This is a genomic window from Bradyrhizobium sp. C-145 (assembly GCF_023375135.1).
Taxonomy (GTDB): Bacteria; Pseudomonadota; Alphaproteobacteria; order Rhizobiales; family Xanthobacteraceae; genus Bradyrhizobium; species Bradyrhizobium zhanjiangense.
Genome location: NZ_CP088150.1, coordinates 535419 through 558761 on the forward strand (window position 1 = coordinate 535419; position 23343 = coordinate 558761).

Annotated in this window: 15 protein-coding genes, 2 tRNA genes and 1 pseudogene; 7 read left to right on the forward strand and 11 right to left on the reverse strand. The window is 62.5% G+C overall.

The window, feature by feature from the left end; translation table 11 throughout:
* The first annotated feature begins 37 nt into the window (after nt 1–37).
* Both LRP30_RS02410 and LRP30_RS02415 read left to right on the forward strand, forming a co-directional pair.
* Entirely contained in the window at nt 38–1540 is a 1503-nt protein-coding gene (locus LRP30_RS02410; RefSeq protein WP_128930900.1) for a HAMP domain-containing sensor histidine kinase, read from the forward strand.
* 294 nt (nt 1541–1834) lie between these two features.
* Nucleotides 1835–1911, forward strand: a tRNA-Arg gene (locus tag LRP30_RS02415).
* A gap of 38 nt (nt 1912–1949) precedes the next feature.
* Here the strand turns inward: LRP30_RS02415 and LRP30_RS02420 are convergent.
* The 5 genes and pseudogenes from LRP30_RS02420 to LRP30_RS02440 all read right to left on the reverse strand — a co-directional run bounded on the left by LRP30_RS02420 (nt 1950) and on the right by LRP30_RS02440 (nt 4093).
* Nucleotides 1950–2381: a nuclear transport factor 2 family protein gene (locus LRP30_RS02420; RefSeq protein ID WP_249761681.1), complete on the reverse strand. Its 432-nt coding sequence runs from the start codon at nt 2379–2381 to the stop codon at nt 1950–1952.
* Between the two features lie 106 nt (nt 2382–2487).
* A complete protein-coding gene (locus LRP30_RS02425) occupies nt 2488–2751 on the reverse strand; it encodes a hypothetical protein (RefSeq protein ID WP_249759220.1) in 264 nt (87 codons plus the stop codon).
* A gap of 40 nt (nt 2752–2791) precedes the next feature.
* A complete protein-coding gene (locus LRP30_RS02430) occupies nt 2792–3076 on the reverse strand; it encodes a GYD domain-containing protein (RefSeq protein ID WP_091887314.1) in 285 nt (94 codons plus the stop codon).
* 263 nt (nt 3077–3339) lie between these two features.
* Nucleotides 3340–3619: pseudogene (locus LRP30_RS02435) on the reverse strand (type II toxin-antitoxin system ParD family antitoxin).
* A gap of 105 nt (nt 3620–3724) precedes the next feature.
* Nucleotides 3725–4093 (reverse strand): nuclear transport factor 2 family protein, encoded by a 369-nt coding sequence (locus LRP30_RS02440; RefSeq protein WP_249759221.1) that lies wholly within the window; start codon nt 4091–4093, stop codon nt 3725–3727.
* 185 nt (nt 4094–4278) lie between these two features.
* Between LRP30_RS02440 and LRP30_RS02445 the strand changes: the two genes are divergently transcribed.
* The 4 genes from LRP30_RS02445 to LRP30_RS02460 all read left to right on the forward strand — a co-directional run bounded on the left by LRP30_RS02445 (nt 4279) and on the right by LRP30_RS02460 (nt 10533).
* Nucleotides 4279–5160: a LysR family transcriptional regulator gene (locus tag LRP30_RS02445; RefSeq protein ID WP_249759222.1), complete on the forward strand. Its 882-nt coding sequence runs from the start codon at nt 4279–4281 to the stop codon at nt 5158–5160.
* Between the two features lie 290 nt (nt 5161–5450).
* Complete coding sequence (locus tag LRP30_RS02450; RefSeq protein WP_249759223.1) at nt 5451–7085, forward strand: NAD(P)/FAD-dependent oxidoreductase; 1635 nt, start codon at nt 5451–5453, stop codon at nt 7083–7085.
* Between the two features lie 82 nt (nt 7086–7167).
* Entirely contained in the window at nt 7168–8361 is a 1194-nt protein-coding gene (locus tag LRP30_RS02455) for a serine hydrolase domain-containing protein (RefSeq protein WP_249759224.1), read from the forward strand.
* 201 nt (nt 8362–8562) lie between these two features.
* Nucleotides 8563–10533, forward strand: coding sequence for a sigma 54-interacting transcriptional regulator (locus LRP30_RS02460; protein WP_249759225.1), 1971 nt, complete (start codon nt 8563–8565; stop codon nt 10531–10533).
* A gap of 61 nt (nt 10534–10594) precedes the next feature.
* Here the strand turns inward: LRP30_RS02460 and LRP30_RS02465 are convergent, their stop codons facing one another.
* Complete coding sequence (locus tag LRP30_RS02465) at nt 10595–10948, reverse strand: hypothetical protein (protein ID WP_249759226.1); 354 nt, start codon at nt 10946–10948, stop codon at nt 10595–10597.
* Nucleotides 10949–11078: 130 nt separating this feature from the next.
* Here LRP30_RS02465 and LRP30_RS02470 point away from each other — a divergent pair.
* Nucleotides 11079–11156, forward strand: a tRNA-His gene (locus tag LRP30_RS02470).
* Between the two features lie 1096 nt (nt 11157–12252).
* On the opposite strand, the gene LRP30_RS02475 is transcribed toward LRP30_RS02470, so the two are convergent.
* The 5 genes from LRP30_RS02475 to LRP30_RS02495 all read right to left on the reverse strand — a co-directional run bounded on the left by LRP30_RS02475 (nt 12253) and on the right by LRP30_RS02495 (nt 23108).
* Nucleotides 12253–12471, reverse strand: a complete 219-nt coding sequence (locus LRP30_RS02475; protein ID WP_249759227.1) for a hypothetical protein — start codon at nt 12469–12471, stop codon at nt 12253–12255.
* Between the two features lie 572 nt (nt 12472–13043).
* On the reverse strand, nt 13044–14063 hold the full coding sequence (locus tag LRP30_RS02480; RefSeq protein WP_249759228.1) for a hypothetical protein: 1020 nt from the start codon (nt 14061–14063) through the stop codon (nt 13044–13046).
* 10 nt (nt 14064–14073) lie between these two features.
* A complete protein-coding gene (locus tag LRP30_RS02485; protein WP_249759229.1) occupies nt 14074–17757 on the reverse strand; it encodes a transglycosylase domain-containing protein in 3684 nt (1227 codons plus the stop codon).
* A 132-nt stretch (nt 17758–17889) separates the two neighbouring features.
* Nucleotides 17890–18210: a hypothetical protein gene (locus tag LRP30_RS02490; RefSeq protein ID WP_091887339.1), complete on the reverse strand. Its 321-nt coding sequence runs from the start codon at nt 18208–18210 to the stop codon at nt 17890–17892.
* A 71-nt stretch (nt 18211–18281) separates the two neighbouring features.
* On the reverse strand, nt 18282–23108 hold the full coding sequence (locus tag LRP30_RS02495; protein ID WP_249759230.1) for an NAD-glutamate dehydrogenase: 4827 nt from the start codon (nt 23106–23108) through the stop codon (nt 18282–18284).
* Nucleotides 23109–23343 lie beyond the last annotated feature (235 nt).

Consider the following 23343-nt stretch of genomic DNA (forward strand, 5'->3'; position numbering starts at 1 on the left):
CATCCTGCATCAGCCAAGGTCAACAGGGGCGAATTTCGTGGCAGCCACAGATCGCCAGCCGATCCAAGATCTGGATCAGCCGGACCAGCCGGCGATGCGGCCGCGCGGGTCGGGCGGGCTCGGGCTGTCAGGCAAGCTGCTGCTCCTTACCGTCCCTCTGGTGATGATCGCGGCCAGCCTGCTTTACGTGCCCGCCATCGCCAACTTCTGGGTCAACCGGCTCAACGACCGGGTGGCGGCGGCCAATACGGCAGCGCTGGTGCTGGATGCCGCGCCGCTTGGCATGGTTCCCGATTCGCTGTCGCGGCAGATCTTGAAAAGCATCAATGCCCGCGCCGTCGCCATCAAGATGGGTCAGCAGCGCCGGCTGCTCGCCAGCGATAACCTTCCGACAGCCATCGAGCACGACATCGATCTGCGCGACATGACGGCCTGGGACGCGATCACCGGCTCGTTCCGGATGATGCTGGAGACCGGCAACCAGGCCATCCGCATCGTCGGGCCCGGCGTCGGCAATGCCCAATTCATCGAGATCGTGACCGACGAGCTGCCGCTGCGGCAGCAGATGTACCGCTTCTCGCGCAACGTCGTGGTGGTCGCGCTGATCATCGCGGCGCTGACCGCGGGCCTCGTCTATCTCGCCCTGCATTACCTGTTCGTGCGCCCGATGCGGCGGCTCACCGCCAGCCTGGTCGGCTTCCACGAGAACCCGGAGAGCGCGGCGCGCATCATCGTGCCGAGCCAGCGCAGCGACGAGATCGGGGTGGCCGAGCGCGAATTGTCGGACATGCAGCGCGATCTGATGTCGATGCTGAATCAGAAGAGCCGGCTCGCTGCCCTCGGCCTCGCCGTCTCCAAGATCAACCATGATCTTCGCAACCTGCTGGCCTCGGCGCAGCTTTTGTCCGACCAGCTCGCCAGCGTGCCGGATCCGCGGGTGCAGCGCTTTGCGCCGAAGCTGGTGCGCTCGCTCGAGCGCGCCATCGCCTTCTGCCAGTCGACCCTGTCCTATGGCCGCGCCCAGGAGGCCGCGCCCGACCGCCGCATGATCCTGATCGAGCCGGTGGTGCTGGAGGTGCGCGAGACCGCAGGGCTGGCCAGCGATGCCACGATCGCCTGGGTCGCCGCGATCGAACGCGGGCTTGCGGTCGATGCCGATCCCGACCAGCTGTTCCGCGTGCTGCTCAACCTCGTCCGCAACGCCGCCCAGGCGCTGGAAACCCATGCCCAGTCCGGCGATGGCGGCGTGCAGCAGATCCGGATCACCGGAAAACGCGAGGGCGCCGTCGCCATCCTGGAGGTTTCCGATACCGGTCCAGGCGTTCCCCAGAAGACCCGGGAGCACCTGTTCGAGGCGTTCCAGACCTCCGGCCGCCCCGGCGGCAGCGGCCTTGGCCTTGCCATCGCCGCCGAGCTCGTCCGCGCCCATGGCGGCGACATCCACCTCGTCGAAGGCACCATCGGCGCCACCTTCCGCATCGTCATCCCCGACCGGCCCGTGGAACTGCTCTCCATCCGCAACGAGCGGGCGCGGGCGTAACTCGGCCCGCGGCCGAGCTGCGTCATTCGGCGCGAGGCCGGCCGTTCCGTCATTCCGGGCCGGCGCGAAGCGCCGAACCCGGAATCCGGAGGTTTTGGGCGCGAGATTCCGCACTTCTCGCTCCGCGAGTCCGGGAATGACAGGGAAGAGGCCGTCATCTCCTTGCAAAATCTCCCCATCCCGGACCTTGCCAACGCCGGCAAGAGCGGCTAGTCAGAGCGCTCTTTCGCACCCCTCCCGGCCCTCCGGGAGATGCGTCGCGGGTCACCCCCGCCATCGCTGTTTGCGAAAAACGCGCCCGTAGCTCAGCTGGATAGAGCATCAGACTACGAATCTGAGGGTCGGACGTTCGAATCGTTCCGGGCGCGCCATTTCGATATCAAGATGTGCGTGAGGGGCCTAGTCAGCGTCAAATGACGCCGTGCTCCCTCAGGAGCGCCTGCTCGTCCCCCGACACCCATCCGAAGACCTTGGGCTCTGCGCCCAACTGCTGGACGAGGTAGTGGACGTCGAAATCAATCACGACGTCGGATTGGTTCTTGCGGACATACGTCGCTCTCCAGGCGACATGGGCGACGCAATGGTGTCCGTCTATCGGCGAGATGCGGAGTCCCCGCATGTGCATCTCCTTTGTTCCGATAGCCCGGTAGTGGGCATAGCCCTCGGCGATGACCTGCTTGAGATGCTCGTCGTTCTTCCCGGTCACCACGCCGGCCGGCGTGGCCGCGACGAACTCGGAGGCGTAGAGCGCCGCGACGTCATCCATGTCGACGTCGCCGCGCAAAGAAGCCTTGGAGATATTCTCATATCGCTCGAACAGCTTCCTGACGTTCGTCTCCATCGTCTTCATCGTCGCCTCCAACGCGTGTCGGGTCCGGGAACCTCTCTGCCGACATCACTTTCGCAGGACCGGCTCGCCGGTGCGTGGGTTCGTCAAGGTCACGTTTTCAAGCGCCTTGATCAGCCATTTGCCGTCCCAGCGGGGTCAGCACCGCTTGGATCAAGGTGTCCACGGAATGTGGTCCGGCCGGATGCCCGGCGCCAACCGTGAGACGGCTCCAGGAATGCGCGACGGCCACGCCATCGCCGATGGCGACCACCTCGTTTTCGAGCGTCGAGTCGCGATAGATCGTCTCGTGGATCGGAGCGTGAAGCGCGATGATCTCATCAACGCCGCGCACAAGGGCCCGGAGCGACACCGTCGCTTTCATCTTGTCGTCGCTCGATCTGCGATCCGTGAGCCGGCAGCGCTTAGCCCGCTGCGTTCTTGATCGCGGCTTCGAAGCTCTTTGCGTCGAAGGCTGGCATACTTTGGATCCGCCCCAGACCCTGGGTCGAGTACCAGACCGAGAACGCGAGCACCGCTTCCGGATTCGGGGCATCAATGATGTCGACGAAATCGTAGTAGCCCTGCGTGTAGTGGATCGACTCGATCTTGATACCCAGATTGTCGAGCTTTGCCTTGGCCTTGCCGATCCGCTCCGATTGCTTGCTCGCCCACTCCGGGCTCAGATTACCAAGCAGCACATATTTCATGGCCACCTCCACGTCATGTTGATCATCGTGCGAGAAGGACCCAACAATCATACGCCTTCCCGCGACCCGCGTACATGCCGTTCCGTGGCGGAAGCGTATGGGGAGCCGGGCCTGAGAGCACATTGCCCGATGACGCGTAGTGCAAAATTGAAGGCTAGCCGTGCATTGGTGACCGGACCGTGTTCCTGGCCACAGCATCATAGCGCCACGGCGAAGCAATAGTGCCCATCTTCGTCGGTAGTCTCTGGTCGGCCATGAGGGCTCTATTCGGCGGTTCGGGAGATGACCTTCTCTGAGAGGTCATTCAAATAGGTTTGCAGCTCCTCGATATTCCCGAATTCTTTGAAGTCTCCCCGATCCAACGCCGGCGCGAGCCGCTGCTCGCAGGGCTTTCAGCTTGCCCGCATCCTCGGCCTCTCGTTGCTCCACGAGCCGCAACCCCTCGCGCAGCACTTCGCTGGCATTCTGGTAGCGGCCGGACTTGACGAGGGTCTCGAGTAGTTTTTCCTGGCGCTCCGTCAGCACAACATTTCTGGTGGGCATCGGTCATCCTCTCAGGTTATTTGAAAACGCGCCCCGTATGGCATAGTAGGGCCATACGCGTTTGATGGCCTCAACCCGAATGTTGGTGCGCACGCTGCCCAATCGTTACGTTTTCGAAGTCATCACCTTCTGAACGATCTTCCAGGCCCCGTTGACCTTTAAGCATGACAGCATGTCCGTGAAGTAACGAGGCGGAATCTGAAATTTCAACTTCAAGAGCGCGAGCTCTCTTTCGACGTCGATTGACACGATCTGGTCGTCGCGCTCGAGGCCCTGTTCTTTCGGTGCTCTAAGGTTGCGGACCGCTGCGAGCCACGCGGCAATCGGCGTCACAGCCACGTTGCCATCGTCACCGACCTTTGTGACGGAACTCGAGGGATGGAATATGGATGCAAATTTCTCAGCATCCATTTCATAGGCCGCGTCGAAATAGGTCTGCGCCAGGGAGCGCAAGGCGTGAACATCCGTGTCCATCAGTCATCCTGCAAAAATCGTTACAACGGACCGAATCGCGCGGCCCGCCTGCCGTGCCGAGAGTCTTAAGCGCCCGGAATGTGTCGAAGGCGCCTCATGCTCCCTGCTGGCCGAACCTAGGGCCAAGCGGCTTATGATGCTAGACCTGTTGCACGGGATGGAGTCATGAGTGATATTCATAAATCATGAGAAACGAATTGAACGAACTGACAGCCTTTGCAGTCGTCGCGAGTGAACGAAGCTTCACGCGGGCCGCAGTAAAGCTCGGTGTGTCACAGTCTGCCCTCAGCCACACGATCCGGAGACTTGAGCAACGGCTTGAGCTGCAGCTTCTTGCTCGAACAACTAAGAGTGTCGCGCCAACCGCTGCAGGGGCAGCTCTTTTGAACGACTTGTCTCCGGCGCTCGAGCAGATTGATCGTGCTCTCAACAAAGCCCGAAGCATTCGTCAGCGACCTGCTGGGCGCCTTCGAATTGTAATGTCCCGGTCGGCTGCGGTGATGGTATTGCTGCCGAAGCTGACGGCATTCGTCGAGGCCTATCCTGACATCGTCCTCGACGTTGTCACCGTCACCGGCCCCGTAGACCTTGTTGCGGGCGAGTTCGATGCCGGTATTCAGCTCGGCGAGTACATTCAAAAGGATATGATCGCCGTGCGGGTCACGCCGGCCTTGCGACTGGCGGTGGTTGGATCGCCTCGTTATTTCGCGTCACGACGCATTCCGCAAAGACCAAAGGATCTCAGTGATCATCGCTGCATCACCTTGCGTCTTCCGAGCGGTCCATATCGATGGGAATTCGAGCAGGGACGAAAATCGGTCACGATCAGCGTGAACGGCCCGCTCATCATCGACGATACGCACTTGGTGATTCAGGCGGTGCTCGCTGGAGCTGGCATCGGGCTCGCCTATGAAGAGCAGGTCGCTGAGCACTTGGCGAAGCGTCGGCTTATCCGCGTCCTGGAGGATTGGACGCCGCCAATTCCCGGCTTCTTCATGTATTACCCCAGTCGTCAGCATCAGCCTGCTGCGCTGGCTGCACTCGTGAACGCGCTGCGGCTCACTTGACAGGAATTTGCCTCAGGCCCGCGGAATCCTGCCTTGGCCGCCTCGTCTGCGCCTGATGAGTTGCACGGCGCCCCCGGAAGCGTGAAGGCGCATGCGCGATCGGATTTCGGTCTCGCGCATCTCGCCCAGTTCGAATTTCGAACGCGCCGCGCCGCAGCCGGCAAACCATAAACTCAATCATCGCAAGTGCTTAGAGCCGCGCGTCGGGGCTGGCACACAATCTGCGTTTCCCACTGGCACCTCACGCCTTGCGGCGGGGGGAGGACAACAAGCGAGATTGGGAGGAATGCATGAGTGGGAACAGGACCAACTCCGCACGTCGACACGAGAGTTTCGACGCGGTGGTCATCGGTACGGGCGTTGCTGGCCTTTATCAGCTCTATAAGCTGCGCGACGAGCAGGGTCTCAAGGTCAAGGCGTTCGACGCGGCAACCGGTGTCGGTGGAACGTGGTACTGGAATCGCTACCCTGGCGCGCGCTTCGACTCCGAGGCCTACATCTACCAGTATCTGTTCTCCGAAGAGCTCTACAAGGGCTGGAGCTGGAGCGAACGTTTCCCCGGCCAACCCGAGATCGAACGCTGGCTCAATTATGTTGCCGACAAGCTCGACCTGCGCAAGGACATCCGCTTCAGCACGACGATCACCTCCGCCGTCTACAATGAGGCGACGCAGCGCTGGACGATCACCACCGACAGCGGCGAGGTCATTGACACGCAATTCCTGATCACGTGCACCGGCATGCTGTCGGCGCCACTGACATCCGTGTTTCCCGGACAGGAGACGTTCAAGGGCAAGCTCGTTCACACCGGCCGCTGGCCGAAGGGCGATCTCGATCTTGCCGGCAAGCGCGTCGGCGTCGTCGGTAACGGGGCGACCGGCATCCAGGTGATCCAGACCATCGCGGGCGAGGTCGGCAGCCTCAAGGTGTTCGTGCGCACGCCGCAATACATCATCCCGATGAAGAATCCGAAATACGGCCCGAAGGAGGTCGAGGCCTACAAGGCGCGCTTCAAGGAGTTCTGCGAGACGCTTCCCCATAGCTTCACCGGCTTCGAGTACGACTTCACCAACGGCAACTGGAAGGACCTGACCAGCGAGCAACGCCATGCGGTGCTGGAGAAGATCTGGGACGAGGGCTCGCTGCGGCTGTGGCTCGCCTCGTTCGCAGAGATGTTCTTCGAGGAGGACGTCAGCGAGGAAATCTCCGAATTCGTCCGCAGGAAGATGCGCGCGCGACTCAAGGATCCGAAACTGTGCGAGACTCTGATTCCGACCGACTACGGCTTCGGGACGCATCGCGTTCCGCTCGAGACCAACTATCTCGAAGCGTATCACCAGCCGAATGTCGAGCTGGTGAGCGTCAAGACCAATCCGATCGAGCGGATCACGCCCACAGGCCTCGAGCTCGCCGACGGCACGACGTACGATCTCGACGTCATCATCCTCGCGACCGGCTTCGACGCCGGCTCGGGCGCGCTTACCCGCATCGACATCCGCGGCCGCGACGGCCGTTCGCTGAAGGACGAATGGAGCCGCGATATCCGTACCACCATGGGGTTGCAGGTCCATGGCTATCCCAACATGTTCACGACCGGAGCGCCGCTGGCACCCTCCACCGCCCTGTGCAACATGACGACGTGTCTTCAGCAGCAGGTCGAGTGGATCAGCGACTGCATTGGCTATCTGCGCAAGAACGAGCTGAGCGTCATCGAGCCGACGCGGGAAGCGCAGGATGCCTGGGTCGCCCATCACGACGAGATCGCGAGCGCGACTCTCGTGACCAAGACTCACTCCTGGTACATGGGCTCTAACGTCGAGGGCAAGCCGCGCCGACTGCTGTCCTACATCGGCGGCGTCGGGACCTATCGCAAGAAGTGCGATGAAGTCGCCGCCGCCGGCTACCAGGGCTTCGCCAAGCAATAAGCACCGCAAACAGGGCCGCGCGATCCGTCGCGTGAGCGCGGCCTCGCTTTTTGCATCTCGCCAACACAGAACGGAGAAACACATGCGCAAGGAATTCACTGTCGACGCCGACGCAATCCTCAATGAGACGGTCGCGAACGCGAACGGTGTGCCGGGCGTCGTCGCCATGGTGACTGATCGCAACGGCAACATCTACGAAGGCGCTGCAGGCAAGCGTCGGACCGACAAGTCGGAGGCGATGACGACCGATTCGAGCTTCGCCATCTTCTCGACCACCAAGGCAATCACCGGCACCGCCGCACTTCAGCTGATCGAGGAGGGCCGGCTCGATCTCGATGCTCCCGCCAAGAGATACGCGCCCGATCTCGGCAAGCTGCAGGTGATCGACGGCTTCGACGCCAAGGGCCAGCCCAGGCTGCGGGCGCCGAAGCGCGAAGTGACCACGCGCATGCTGCTGCTGCACATCGGCGGCTTCGGCTACGATTTCTTCAACGAAAACTATTTGCGCCTGGCGACCGAGCACGGACAACCGAGCGTGATCACCTCGTCCAAGGCCTCGCTCATGACGCCGCTGCTGTTTGATCCCGGCTCGAAGTGGGAGTACGGAACGAACATCGATTGGGTGGGGCAGGTCGTCGAGGGTATTACCGGCAAACGGCTGGGCGAGGTCTTCGCCGAGCGCATCTTCAAGCCGCTCGGAATGGCGAACACGACGTTCGAGATCAACGATGCCGTCCGCAGCAAGCTCGCCGGCGTGCACGCCCGCAACGCCGACGGCTCGCTCACGCCGATGGACTTCGAGTTGCCGGCGAGCCCCGAGGTCCATATGGGCGGGCACGGCCTCTACAGCACGGTCGGAGACTACATGCGGTTCATCCGGATGTGGTTGAACGACGGCAATGGCCCGCACGGCCGCGTGCTGAAAGCGGAGACCGTGCAGATGGCGGAAAAGAATCACCTCGGCGATCTCAAGGTGACGGCGCTGCCGGGCGTGATCAAGTCGCTCTCCAACGATGCCGAGTTCTTCCCGGGTCAATCGAAATCGTGGGCGTTCACGTTCATGGTCAATGACGAGGAGGCCCCGACGGGCCGCCCCGCGGGTGCGCTCGGCTGGGCGGGCCTGGCGAACCTGTTCTACTGGATCGACCGGCAGAATGGCTTCGGCGGCTACTGGGCAACCCAGATCCTGCCGTTCGGCGATCCGGATTCGTTCACCGGATATATGCGTTTCGAGACGGCCTTCTACGACGCCCTGCACCGGCGCAAGGCCGCGTAAGCGCGTTGTCAGGTTAGGACATTCGGCGCGCCTTTCGGCTTCACGGCTTTCGCAGTGCGGTCGGAGGCGCGCCTAAGTTGCGCCCTGATCCGGTTGTCAGTTGCGCCTCAGCATGGAATGATTTCAAAATCAGGCGATAAAGCTTGGGGTCCCCCAACAACAAGAAGATCTTGGACCGCTCAGCGCGTCAAAGGAGGAAGCGTGTTGGGGCAGACACCGGAGGAAGCCTTTGCCAATCCAGGTATTGAACGCGCCGTCCTGATCAGCTGGGAGCGCTTCATGTCCGGAAGCGGCGCCGGCGGGCAGGTCGTTCGGCCCGCGATCAACGAGTCCTGGCGGCGGAGCCAGCAATCGGCCGTGGACTATCGGCGCAGCCAGGCGCCTCTGCCGATGAACGACGACCGGCTGCACCGCCTACTCGACAAGCGCACCCGCCTGGTCCACGCCGGCGCTTCGACCATGGCGCTGGCGCGCGACTACATGCTCGAAACCGGCACGGTGATGGTGCTGACCGATGCCGATGGCATCGTGTTGCGCCTGGAAGGCGATACCAGGCTCGCGCTGCGCAATGCCGTGGAGAAGACGCATCTGTTGCCCGGCAGCAATTGGAGTGAGGCGACGTGCGGCACCAACGCGATCGGCACGGCGCTGCAGACCGGCCAGGCTATTCAGGTCCATGCCACCGAACATTTCTGCTCCGGGATCCAGCGCTGGACCTGCTCGGCCTCCGTCATCCGCGATCCTATCGACGGCGCAGTCATCGGGGCCATCGACATTTCCGGGCTGTCCGATTCCTACGGACGGCAGGCCCTCGCACTGGCGATCTCGGCGGCCGCGCGCATCGAGGCACATCTGCTCCAGATGGAGATGGACGCCCGCTACCGGCTGCTTGATCAGTGCTTCTGGATGGTGCCTGCCGCGGACCGCCACCACACGGTGCTGTTCGATAGTGCCGGGCGTCCGTTCAAGGCCAACGGCGAGATGGCGCAGATCATGCGCGACCTCGGCGCGCCACGGGGCCAGCCCGACTTTCCTCAGATCGGGACCAGCGATGACCGTCCCTGGGGTACGTCACGCCCGGCCTGGATCAAGGAGGAGTGGCTGCGGCCGGTGGTCTACCAGGGTGAACATCTCGGCACGGTCATGGTCGCGCCGAAGCCGATGACGGCGAGCAGGACGTACCTGCCGCTTACGCGCGAAGGGACGCATGCATTCGCAAGCGTCGTCCACGGCAATGCGAGGATGCATGCGGTGGTCGAGACATGCCGCCGCGTTGCCGCGACCTCCGCGCCCGTCCTGCTGCTTGGTGAGACCGGCGTCGGCAAGGAGATATTTGCCCAAGGCATCCATGCGGCATCGCCTCGGCGCGAGCGTCCCTTCGTCGTCGTCAATTGCGGCAGCGTCTCGCGCGAGCTGCTCGCCAGCGAGCTGTTCGGCTATGTGGAGGGTGCTTTCACCGGCGCGCGTCGCGGCGGCTCCGCCGGAAAGATCGAAGCCGCTTCGGGCGGAACTCTTTTCCTCGACGAGATCGGCGAATTGCCGCTCGACCTCCAACCCATGTTGCTGCGGGCGCTGGAAAGCGGCGAGATCAACCGCATCGGCGAGACCACGACGCGGAGGGTTGACTTCCGCCTCGTCGCTGCAACGAACCGCGAGCTGCAAATCGAGGTCAATGAACGGCGCTTCCGCAAGGATCTCTACTACAGGCTGGCGGTGGTCCCGGTCGTCGTGCCTCCCTTGAAGGAGCGGCCGGATGACATTCCGATGCTGGTCGAACACTTCGTTGCTCAGGCTAGGATGCGCTATGGCCTCGGCGATCGCAGTTTCACGCCGCAGGCGGTTGCGCGCCTGCAAGGTTATGACTGGCCCGGTAACGTGCGCGAGCTGCGTAATCTGGTCGAAAGCCTGATGTTGACCGGGGACGGGGACGTGATCGAAGTTTCGAATCTGCCCGCTTTCATCCCCCAGACGGAATTGCATGCCGGAGGTGACCACGGCCTGTCGCTCGCCGAATCTTCCGAGCGCGATCTCATCGCGCGCACGCTGCGCTCATGCAATGGTCATGTGGCAGCCGCCGCGTCCGCGCTCGGTCTCGCCAAGAGCACCGTCTATGCCAAGCTGCGCCGCTACGGCATTCGTCCCGACCTGGGCTCCGCAAACGACCCCGCCTGAAGTCGGGGCCGTTCTCTGAGCATTGGGGTTGGACCGTCAAGTTTCCGGCGGAAAAGTTCGGCTAGGGAATGCGGGCCAGCTCGACGCCATCGACCACCATCTTCCATGTCCCCGCCTCCTGGTGCGGCGGCGTCGATACCTCGAATGTCGCCGTAAGGAATGGAATGCCGACGACGAAATTGTCGCCCTCGAACCGCCGCAACGGGGCGTCGATCGATATCGTGGTGGTGCCTGCCGTGGTGTTGCGCTTGACGCGCTTGTAGCGGACCGTCCCGTCCTTCGTGAGCTCAACGTCCATCGCCTGCGCGTGCCACTCGCCGACATAAGCGGCCTTGTCGTCCGGCACCGGCTGCCCGCACGCCGACAGGATCGGCAGAGCAGCAACGAGAATCACCAAAGAAAATTGCCGTCTCATTCTTCGCTCTCTGTCGGACAGGCGGACGCCAGGAAGATGCAAGAGTTGCCCATCTTTGTCGGCCGCCACGCCATTCCGGTTCACGAACCGGGCGTCGCGGGCCAAGCCCGCCATCGCCGCTCGCGAAATCGCGCCCGTAGCTCAGATGGGATAGGGCATCAGACTATGAATTTGAGGGGCGGGCGTTCGAATCGTTCCGGACGCGCCACTTCGGTACAAAACTGGGCACTCCAAAACCTGCCGTTTTTGCGCTCGATGCGGCGACAAGCGTGCGCGGGAGCACGCTTTTCGACCCCATGATGCGAATCTCTTTCGCGTCCACCTCGATACGCTGGGCGAGCGCGCGGAGGTGGTCGCGCCGGTAGCCGCCGGATTCGGTCCGCATCCGCTTGCGCGCTTGGCTGGCGAAGGTTTTCAGCGCCTGGGGCGTGATGCTCGGCCTAGCCCGATCCAGCGCACCCTCGGCCCGCTCCGCGTCGGAGCGGCCTCCCATGCGATCATGGCCGGACATCATGCCGAGCACGCGCAACAAGACGCTATGCTGCGAACGATGGCGCTCGGAACGTTGATTTTGAATGCTTTTGCGGTTCGAGCGGCACCAGGCCCCTTCACACGGTGCCGCTTCAGTGCCATCCAAAACAAAGTGCAGGCAAATCCTTACGACCACCGACAGCCCGGAGCGACACCGTCGCTTTTATCTAGCTGTCCTAATCGAAAGACGCTCGACGAGGCTTCGGCAATGAGGTTCGCCAAACCCGCGAGCCCAAGCTTCCTTTCGGTCGATTTCCGGTTGAAGGGCGTCCAGGGCAGCCGCCTGCCAATGCTTCCTCATCTCTCCAAACGGTAACGCGTCCGTCTCGGAAGCAATGCCTACGAAAGGCAGCACGTCGACGTCCCATTCATCGAGCCGCGCCGTCCTACGAGCCGCAACGATCTTCCGCGCGCCCTCGATGTACGACAGCTTTCCGGCTAGCATGTCTTGCGCGGCTTTGAATATGCTGCGGCGGGCCGCCAGAATCTCAGATTCATTCCAACTCATCGCTGCACGTCCTTGGCCTCCTGAGCTGCCAGCTTCCGTAATTATCTCAAGCCAAGTTGCTTATTGGCCCTGAGTCGGCTCACTTACGGCTGCAGCAGCCATCAGGATTCGTTCGACGATGCCGTCAAACTCGCTCTGGCCGATCGGGTCCAGCCCATCATGGTTAGGTGACGCGGCCACCACCCATGACGAGTCCCCTCGTCGTGCAGCACTCTTGCTGCGGCCTGAACCTCTGAGTAGCTTGGACGCATTTCGCTGCTCAGTCCTAGCAGTCTAGCCGCCGACGAACGGTGCCATAGCCGACGATCTGCGGACCCTCGCGCACGGTAAACGTAACGCCGGGCGCCAGCTTATCATACATGGGGTGAGGGAAGTAGATCAGCGTCAACACTGTTCTCATCTCCATGCCGACTTGAGGGACCAGCGGCCCCTGATGGAAGGCGACCCCGATATACTCTTCGAGACTGCGGTTGTGGTCTGTCACTATGGCCCGACGTTGGGCTGGGTCACCGATCACGAGATGTGGCCGATAAGCGTCTCCTGACAGGGCTCCTGGCTGCAATGGAGAGGTGCGACCACCCTCACTTTCCGGCAAGAAGACGACTGAACACTCTATACGCGCTGGTCTTCCTTTGGATATCTCGTCACTTTCCGACACGATCAATGTCTCACAATCCCACAAGGAATGGTTCAATAAAACCGAAATAGACCGTACTATCCCGACAAGATCGGGAGAGCAGCTTATGGGCATAGCATAAGATCAAAGACCGTCGCAGATTAACCTGTTGGAGCGCATGGCTAGCGGCGGAATCATAGCGCCACGGCGAAGCAATAGTGCCCATCTTCATCGGTCGCGGCGCGCCAGAGATGCACGATATGCCGCGACATTTTGGGATGGGAGTCCCGATCGGAAGTGCGAGCCTCTTGATCAACTGATCTTGCAAGGGGTGGCGGGCAGGAGTCTTGCCGTGGCTCGGAGACTGTTTGCCAGTTCTTCGGATTTCTCAGACGCCTGTCGACGGCAAACGCGATTTGTCGTTGCCGCGCAAGATCTACTCATTCCCGCTCCATCATGTTGGCGATCGCCTTGATGCGGCTTCTGGCGTATTTCGGCAGGCCGGCGCTCAGCGAATCGCCGCTGTTGAAGGAGCTCTTGCCCATGAGCAGTTGCGCGGGAACGAGGTTTCGCAGAACGGGTATATTGCTGTATTCCCTTTGCTTGTTGAGCACGTCGTTCCTGACCGCAATCAGGATGTAGACCGTTGCGATGGCGGCTTCCGGCTGGGTCGGATGCTGTTGCAGAACCGCAAGCAGCTTGCCGAACTGGATGACCTGGTTCACCCAAAAGATGTTCTGCTCGAGCGCGCTGGTGACTGTGGAGTCGAGGCCTGTCAGGGTCGGCAGTTCGGCAAGGCGCGGCTGCGTGACCAACATGATCTCACTCAGGAACTCGATGAAATCCGGAATCGGTTTTTTGCTCTCCTCGCGCAGCTTGTTGGCAAGCTGAATGCCCGCCGGAATTTTCCCTTCGAACACGTAGCGGGACCGCACGCAGATCGCGTTCGCGTCCTCGCACCAGCGGCGATCCGGCGGACGGTTGTGCGCGGCGCCCGCGTCTTTGCTGGGAACATCATCGGCCGCCGTGATCGGCCAGTGCTTGACTGCCGGATCGATCTGCTCGAGGAACGCGACATTCGCATACCGCGCCAGATCCAATGCCGCTGCCGGTTTTGGAAGTCGAAACCGGGCCTCCGCCTGGTAGACCGAGAGCTTCAGCTTCGTTTGCTGGTTGAGCGTGGGCTCAACGAAGCTCGGGAAGAGCGAGAGGAAGCGCCGCTGAACCGGACGTGAGCGGGCCCAATCGTCGAAAGGAATGAGCTCGGTCGAGGAATCGGCGAGTTTGTCGTTGCGCTGGTCGGCGAAGATGACGGTGCGCGGGTTGATCTGTGCGATCGGGATGCCGGCGACTGCGGCCACGTCCTCCAGCTGGAATTCCTGCGCGACCGCACCTGTGCAAGCGGCCAGCCAGGCGGCGATGAGGGCTGCGGCACGGTGAAGTCTCAGGTGAAGTCTCATGGGTCAATGCTCAATTCAGCCGCCGCCAGAAATAATCGGGATCGACTCGGAGCGGCGGTCGCGGGAGGCGGTCCTCGTCATCGGGAGGTCCGCGCCAGGAGGGATATTCGCGCGGACCAAGACGCCAGGTCGGGAATGGAAAGGGCGACCGGTTATCGCCGTAATGGCGGTTGTCGTAGGACCACTGCTGGAATGGCCCGTCGTCTTCGTCACGGCCGCCACGATGGGCGTAGCTTTCTGCACGCGAGACGATCCGAAATTGCGTATCATCGATTCTGCCCGACGGATCTCTCTTGAGATACTCGGTGAAAGCGCGGCCGGAGCCGGGCGGTGAAGGATCGCCGGTATGGGGATCGATCGACAGGGGAGCGAGCTGATGCAGTGCTTCGCGCGAAGGGCCGTTCAATGCCATCTTGGGAGCGTGCAGCTCCCAGGCCGCCTGCACGATCGGCTCGAACATCGGCAGCGCCACTTTTGATCCGGTTTGGCCGCTGCCAAGGGAGCGGCGCCCGCCATCGCTGTTGTCGTAGCCGACCCAGATGGCGATGGTAACGTCATTTGTGAAGCCGACGAACCAGGCGTCGACCGCATTATCAGTGGTACCAGTCTTGCCGCCGACAAAGGGCGAAAGATGCTTCACCACGCGCGCGGTTCCGCGCGCGAGCACGCCCTGCAGCATTGATTTCATCTGGTAAAACGATGCTCGGTCGGCCGAGCCGATCCAGTCCACCGCACGCGGATCGTGCTGGTAGATTGGTCGGCCGTCCTGTTCGATCCTTTCGATCGCATGGGGCCGGGGCCGGGCGCCCTCGTTGGCGATCGCTGCATAGAACGCCGCAAGGTCGATGAGCCGCACGGTTTGGGCACCGAGCACGAACGGGTAGTAGCGCATGCAGTCCTTGTAGAGCTGCGCTTCCATCGCGAGCTCGCAGACTCGGTCGAGGCCTCGCTCGGCACTGTCGTCGAGGCCGGATGCGAGCAGTTGCACGGTGGCGAGATTGCGGGAGTTTTCCAGCGCACGCCGCAGTGTAATGGCACCCAAAGCGCCGCCGTCATAGTTCTTGGGCGACCAGAAATCGCCCCGGCGCGCGTGGACCGTCGCGCCGATCGGTGTCAGCGTAATGGGTTCGTCCATCACCAGCGTGTTGGGCTGCAATCCCTTGCGAAGGGCGGCGAGATAGGTCAGCGGCTTCAAGGTGGAGCCGGGTTGGCGCAGGGTCTGGACGACGCGGTTGAGCTGGCTTGCCGGATACGAAAAGCCGCCCGCCATCGCGAGAATGCGGCCGGTTTCGTTCCCGAGTACGAGTGCCGCTCCCTGCACGTTCGGTCGAATACGCAGATCGGCACGCGCCGCTTCCTTGCCCTTGGCTTCGCGCAGTTGCACGTAGACCACATCGTATGGCTTGAGGCCGCGCTGGATCGCGGCGCTCCAGGTGTTCAGCGGCAGGATTCTTCCGTCGGTCAGACCGACGTTGATCGCGTGGCCACGCTTGCCGCGCGCATTCTCCAGGACGACCGCCGAGTCCCAGTGAACGTCGTAGAGAGGTAGCCGTGTCGCCTTCAACGCCGCGAGCCAAGCCGGTTCCGTGGCCTTCAGGTCTGCCGCAATGCGACGGACGGCATCGGAAATGTTCGCCTCGGGTCCCTCAAATTTGTAGCGGCCGGTATTCAGCTCGTACCGCGCGAGGCCCTCCTGCAATGTCGCTTCGACTACGCGCTGCAAGGCCGAGTTGATGGTCGAGCGCACCGTGTAGGAGGCGTTGGTGAGAGTATCAAGGCCCGCGACCAACTTTGCCTCGCGGGCGATGTGATCGACGAAGTGAAAGCCGAAGTCCCGTCGCGTCGGCCGGTACTCGACCAGCTGTGGCAATACTGCTTTCGCCGCGGCGTCGTCGATCATGGCGTCGTCCCGCATGCGGCCGAGCACGTAGGCAAGACGCTCGCGCGCGCGCTCGGGGTGGTGGTCGGGGTTGAAGTAGTTCGGTCCCTTGGCTAGCCCGGCGAGGAGGGCGCCCTCGACGGCGGAGAGCGCCTTGGCCGGTTTGCCGAAATAGCTGCGCGCCGCGATCTCGATGCCCCAGGCTCCGCGACCGAGATAAATCGAGTTGAGATAGAGCTCGAGGATTTCCGCCTTGGTCAGGGCGCGCTCCATCCGCGAGGCAACGATCATTTCACGCAGTTTTCTTTCGTAAGTGATGTCGTTACCAACCAGAAGGTTCTTGGCGACCTGCTGCGTAATGGTCGAGCCTCCCTGCGGCCGGCCCGGGTGCGTGAAGTTGCCGATGAAGGCGCGGACCAGTCCGCGCTCGTCAATGCCGGCGTGTTGGAAGAAGCGCTTGTCCTCGGCGGCGATAAATGCGTTGCGTACCGCTTCCGGTATATCCGCAAGCTTGACCGAGATGCGGCGGTTGTTAGGCGCGTAAATCTCAGCAAGCTGCTCGCCCTTGTTGTCGAGGACTTCGCTGGTGCCAGAAAGCCTGAGGTGCTCAAGCTGCGCCGCGTCGGGCAGATCCTTGACCGCGCTGTTGTAGAAGGTGATGACCTGACCGAGATCGACCGGAGAGTCTTGCACGTTTTCGACCTTGCAGAACTGCCTATAGGCCACCTGGAGGTCGGCCAGATTCAGTCCTTTGAGCGCCTTGATCTCGCTGCTCAACGCCTCCTTGTCATCCATGGCGGTGGCAATCAGATCGTCCAGGTTGATGTCCTCGATGTCGAAAGCCTTGCGCATGTGGGCGCAGCCGGCACTCAAGAGCTCCGCCACCTCGAAGCGGTCGCGCACCGCATCGAACTCCGTCTTGATCCCATCCGGCCGGGTAGTGACCTGGCTGAAGGCAAGCGCCGTGGCGAAGATCTTGATGAGTATCGAGTCCATGACCGGCCGATGGTCGAAAAGCCGCCTCCGCAAGGTCGTAGAACAATAACAAACAAGACCGTGTTGAGGAAAAAGTTCCTGAGGAGCCGCCGCCCGCTTCTCCGGTCCTTCATGATTGCTCCGACCTGGCCGCGCCGCGGAACCAACGCCGAGGCCCGTGCGTTTTAGAAAGACCGAATTGGCAGCGCACTCATGAATGCCCCTCTTCCAGTCGTGCTCGCCGTGGCGCTCCTCAGCGCCGCCATCGCCACGATGCCTGCGGACGCTGCTCCTCGAAAAAAGCACACCCGGACACTTGCCGCGGTCTCCCCTGCAGCTAGCGTCGCTCAGCCGCCCACGGACAGATTTTTGGCCTGCGACGTCCGGGTGCGGGACTATCTTCGCGAAGGCGGAGCGGTGACACGGGTGACCAAGATCGAAGTGGACGATGCCCGACTGCAGTTGAACATTCAGCATGAGTACGGGGAGGCAGGAAAGTCGTCTCGAAAATACCTCCGCGGGGACACGGAAGAAGAAATGCGCAAAAATCTGCGCGGAATATTGGATGAGTTTGCTGCGGCTGCGAAGGCGGCAACGGCTGGTCGCGCTTGGTATGTCGTCGCTGCTCGCAAGGTCATGCCGGACTCCCGCGATAGTTCGGGCGAGACCACGAGTCCGTGGACGGCCGTCGTCCTCGCGGACTTCGACGGAAAATGCAGGCCTATCACGTTCTATCAGTCTGTCGACCGAACCAAGCTCGATCCTGAACTGAACAAGAAATTGGATGAGTGAAGCTTTACGCCTGAATTGATTTGCAGTTGTAGCGACCGTGCCTGGCAATAAGGCTGTTGCTGCCCAAACGTTTCTTTAGTCCACTGAAATCACTCGCTTCTGGCCCGTCCCTAGGGAGCGCCATTTCTTTTGTTTGCAATCGCAAAAATCAAGCGCCGCCGTTGCTGCGCTTTTCGTGGCTTACCGGATCCTTGTCACCACGTCGGGTCGGTTTTTCTCGAGCCAGGCCACGGCCTCCGGTCCGTCGACGACGCACTCGAAGGTTTCCCAGGTCGGGTCCTCCAGGGATTCTGATTGCAGTCGCTTCGCCGCATACTCAACGAGGTCGTGCAGTCGTTCGTATCCGCGTCGGCCCTCGAGGGAATCGGCAATCGCGGTACTGGCCCATCCGCGTTGGGCCAAGTCGATAATGCTCGGAGCGTCAGCCTCGCTGAACCAGGGTGTGGCATCGAACTCGATGCAGCGGACATTATCGGCTGTATGGCAAGTAGCGTGGATCATTGGATTCCTCCATTCGCCGGCTGACAACCTGCCTAGCATTGACCCTTTCACATCGCTGCCTCGCTACGCCCTCAGGCCTTGACCAAGTCGCCCAGCAGGTTCGCCGCCACCGTCAGCTTGGCGAGCGTCAGGCCGCTGGCAGCAATCTCCTCGACCGAGCTGCGGATGCGCGTCGCTTGGGGGTGAGCGGCGAGCCAGGTCTCGACGGCCTGCTGGCCGGACTGGCCGGTCGCCAGCATATCCGCGGCCAGTCTTCTTTCGGCGCCAGCGATCTGCTCAACGGCGCGATCGATGGCTATACGTTCGAAATAGTCGTTTGCCGGCACGTGGCGCGCGGCGGCGATGATGCGGTCGAGACGGAAATTCGCCTCGGCGGCGAAGAAGGTCGCGGCGGCGTCGCCAATGGGGCGGGTGGTGCGCTCGGCGACCGTCACGATATCGGGTGCCGAGACCAGAGGGTCGAGATCGGCGAGCTCGCCGGCAAGGCCGGCCGGGACGCCAGCGTCGGTCAGGTCCTGCCGACGCTTGGCGCGTGCGGCCTGCAAGTCCGGCGGCAGGGTAGTGTCGAGCGCGGCGACAATCTGGCGGATCGCCGGGCCGAAGCGCGCGACGACGGCCTCCAGCCCGCCCTTGAAATCGACATTGCGCACGTACCAGACCATGCGGGAGAGCAGGAGGTCCTGCACGGAAGCGTAGAGGGACAGCTGCACCTGCCCGTCGATGCAGGCATCGAGTGCATCGATCGCGTCATTGAGCCCCTTTAGACCGTAGCATTCATCGACCGCCACGTAGGCCATGACGATGGTCGGGATATCGGCGTCCGTCTCGTCGATCAGGCGTACGACACAGGCCGGGCCGCCGCGGTTGATCACCGCATTGGCGAGGCTGGTCGCGATGATCTCCCGCCGCAGACGATGCAGTTCGGCCGCTGTCGGGAATTTGTCCTGAATTTCGCGCGGAAAATACTGAGACAACTCGCGGGCAAGATAGGGATCATCGGGCACGCTGGTGACGAGCAAATCATCGTAGAGGGTCAGCTTGGCGTAGGCGAGCAGCACCGCAAGCTCGGGCCGCGTCAGGGACTGGCCGCGCCGTATGCGCTCGGTGAGCACTGCGTCGTCGGGCAAGTACTCCACCGCGCGGCTGAGTAAGCCGCGCTGCTCGAGCGACTGCATCAGGCGGGCGAGGAAGCCGGCCTCGGCCACGCCCTTGCGCTCGGCGAGCGAGAGCGCCAGCGTCTGCAGATAGTTGTTGCGCAACACCAGCGTACCGACCTCGTCGGTCATTGCGGCAAGCAGGCTGTTGCGGTCAGCGGGGCTGAGGCGTCCCTCGCGCTCGGGGCGCGCCAGCGCGATCTTGATATTGACCTCGACGTCGGACGTGTTCACGCCGGCCGAATTGTCGATAGCGTCGGTGTTGAGCTTGACGCCCTTCTGTGCCGCTTCAATGCGGCCACGCTGGGTGACGCCGAGGTTGGCGCCTTCGCCGATCACCCGCGCGCGCACGTCGCCACCCGCGACGCGGATCGGATCGTTGGCGCGGTCCCCGACCTGATCGTCGCTCTCCGCCGACGCGCGAATATAGGTGCCGATGCCACCAAACCACAGCAAGTCCACGCGCGCTTTCAGGATTGCTGCCATCACCTCGAACGGCGTCGCCTGCGGCTTATCGAGATCCAGCAGGGTGCGCACTTCCGGAGCGAGCGCGATCGCCTTGAGCGAGCGCGAGAACACGCCGCCGCCTTGCGAGATCAGCGACTTGTTGTAGTCCTGCCAGCTCGACCGCGGCAGGTCGAACAGACGCTGGCGCTCATGAAAGCTGATCGCCGGATCGGGCGAGGGATCGATGAAGATGTCGCGGTGATCGAAGGCGGCGACGAGCCTCGTCGTCGGCGAGAGCAGCATGCCGTTGCCGAAGACGTCGCCGGACATGTCGCCGACGCCGGCAACGGTGAACGGCGTGGTCTGAATGTCGGTGCCGAGCTCGCGGAAGTGGCGCTTGACCGCCTCCCAGGCGCCGCGCGCCGTGATCCCCATCTTCTTGTGATCGTAACCCTGGCTGCCGCCGGATGCGAAGGCATCGCCGAGCCAATGGTTCTTCTCGGCCGAGATCGCGTTGGCGACGTCGGAGAAGGTGGCGGTGCCCTTGTCGGCGGCTACCACGAGATAGGGGTCGTCACCGTCATGCCGCACGGTCAGGTCGGGCGGCACCACGATGTCCCCGCCGAGATTGTCGGTGAGTTCGAGCAGCGAACGAACGAAGATGCGATAGGCTTCCGTGCCCTCCGCTAGCCACGCCTCGCGATCGGAGGGCGGTGGCAGGCGCTTGGGTACAAAGCCGCCTTTGGCCCCGACCGGCACGATCACGGCGTTCTTGACCTGCTGCGCTTTCACCAGGCCGAGAATTTCGGTGCGGAAATCCTGCGGCCGATCGGACCAGCGCAAGCCACCGCGCGCAACCTTGCCGAAGCGCAGGTGAATACCTTCGACACGAGGTGAATAGACGAAGATCTCGTAGAGAGGTCGTGGAGCGGGCAGGTCGTCGATCCGGCGCGCCTCGAACTTGAAGGAGATCACCGGACGCGGATGTCCATCCTCGCCGATCTGCCACAGATTGGTGCGAACGGTTGCCTGGACCAGATTGGTGAAGCGGCGCAGGATGCGGTCTTCGTCGAGCGAGGCGACGGATTTGAGCTGCTCCTCGATCTCGGCAAGGAGAGTTGCCTCGCGCGCTGAACGTTCGCGATCGGTAAGGATAAGATGCGGATCGCGGCTAACCTGGAACAGCGCGACGAGGTTGGCCGTGATCGCGGCGTTCTTGCGCAAGGTCTCCCACATATAGTCCTGGGTGAACGGGGCACGGATCTGGTGCAAATAGCGGGACAGCGCCCGGATGGTCGAGACTTCCCGCCAGCCCAGGGCCGTGCGCAGGATCAAGGCATTGTACCCGTCGGATTCGGCGCGGTCGGTGACCACGGCCATGATCGAGGCTTCTAGGCGATGGCTGAAGTCCGGGCTGATCTCGATCGGCTGGCCGTCGCTGGTGTCGATCGTCATGTCGTGCAGCCAGACCGGGGCGGGCCTGTTACCGGGCACGATCTGATAGGTGCGTTCGTTGACCACGCGCAGGCCGTGATTTTCGATCACCGGCACGCGGTAGGACAGCGACAGCGGTGCGGCGTCCGAGAAAACTTTGAGGCCGAAGCGCCTGGGATTGCCCTCGCCCCCGAAGCGGTGAACCGAAATCGTTACCGGGCGCGCCGGCGTGAGCTTCTCGATGGTCGCGATATCGGCGATCGCCTGTTCTGCCGTGAATACCTCGGTATAGCCGCCGCTAAAGGCCTGGGCATAGCGATTGGCGAGCATGCGTGCCCGCATGCCATCGGTCGATGCAGTGAGCGCGGCCTTCAGCTTGTCGGCCCAGGTTGCGGCAATGGCGCTGATTCCGGCTTCGAGCGCGGCGCGTTCGACGAGGGGAGTTTTGCCTTCATAGCGCCCGATGATGTAGTGGACGCGCGCAAGCGCCCCCTCAGGGAATGCTACGTAGGAGGCCGACAGGGTGCCCTTGTAGGCCTGCGCCAGGAAGGCGCCGACACGCGTGCGCACATTGGTGTCGTACTTGTCGCGTGGAATGAAGGTGAGGACGGATACGAAGCGATCGAACTTGTCGACCCGCGCCAGCGCCCGGACGCGGGGGCGCTCGTAGAGGATCAGGACCTCGATGACGAAATTGTTCAGAGTGTCGACGTCGATCTGGAATAGTTCGTCACGTGGATATTCTTCGAGAATATGCATGAGCGCTTTGCCGGAATGGCCGCTCGGGTCGAAGCCCGCGCGCTGGAGCACCCCCGAAACTTTGTGGCGGACATAGGGGATCTGTCGTACCGAACGGGTATAGGCGCCCGAGGTGAAAAGGCCGACGACGCGCAGTTCGCCCTCGAGCCGACCGTCGGGCGTATAGAGCTTGATGCCCACATAATCCATGCGGATGCGACGATGGACGCGGCTCGAGACATTGGCCTTGATGACGATCAGCAGCGTCGGCTCGCGCATGAACTCGCGAATTTCCGTCGTCATCACCACCATTTCCGTGCCGCGGCGCAGCACCTTCACGTCGGGATCGCGCAAGATGCCGAGGCCTTCGCCGGTTGTAATGTCGTCGGACGCGTCGCTGTCGGACGAGAAGCGATATTCACGCACGCCGAGGAAGGTGAAATTGTCCGCGCAGAGCCATTGCAGGAACTGGCTTGCTTCGGCGACCTCGTCGATCGGCAGCGGCGGCGGATTGGAAGAGAAAGTTTTGATCGCTTCCTCGACGCGGTCGCGCATGGCGCGCCAGTCGGTGACGCAGGCGCGGACGTCATTCAACGTGCTGGTGAGGCCCTCGATCAGCTTCTTGCGATCCGCATCGGCGTCCAGGCGAGTGATGTGGAGATGAATCAGGCTTTCGCGCGTGCCCTTTGCTCCCTCCGGCAGTGATTCGCCGTAGAAGCGCAGCAGCTTGCCCTGGTCATCGCGCTCCACGGCGATGATCGGATGAGCGACAAGGGTGACTTCGATGCCCTGCTCGATGAGCTCCGCCATGGTGGAGTCGAACAGGAAAGGCATGTTGTCGTTGAGAATTTCGAGCACGGAAATCTCGCGTCCGTCGGGCAGCACCGGATTGAAGACGCGGATATCGGCGCGGCCGGCCGTGCGCCGCTGCACGTGTTCCCAGGCTTGCTCCGCCAGGAGGGCAAGCGAGGCCGCATCGTAATTGGCGAGGTCCTCGGCATTGGTGTAGCCGAACAGAGGCTCGGCAAAGGCCCGGGGGCTCTTGCCGGCTGGCACGCTGCCTGCTGCATCGCGGATCAGGGTTGCCCGGGCCTTGTCGTCACGCCACACCATCGTGTCCTCCATTTGCCGCGCCGTCCGACCGCTGCCGCGATCATCAGCTTGAGTCTGGAGTGCATCTCTTCGAGCGCTCGCGATCGAGTGCGACCGAAATTCTCGGTCTCGAAGCGTCGACGGCTTCCGGCAACATACTACGTCCCAGGAGCGAAAGGTGCACGCTGTCGTGAGGTGTGTTGAATTTTCCTACGACAACGGGAGGGACCCGAAGTCTGCGCCGACAGCGGTGGAACGCCTGGGGCAG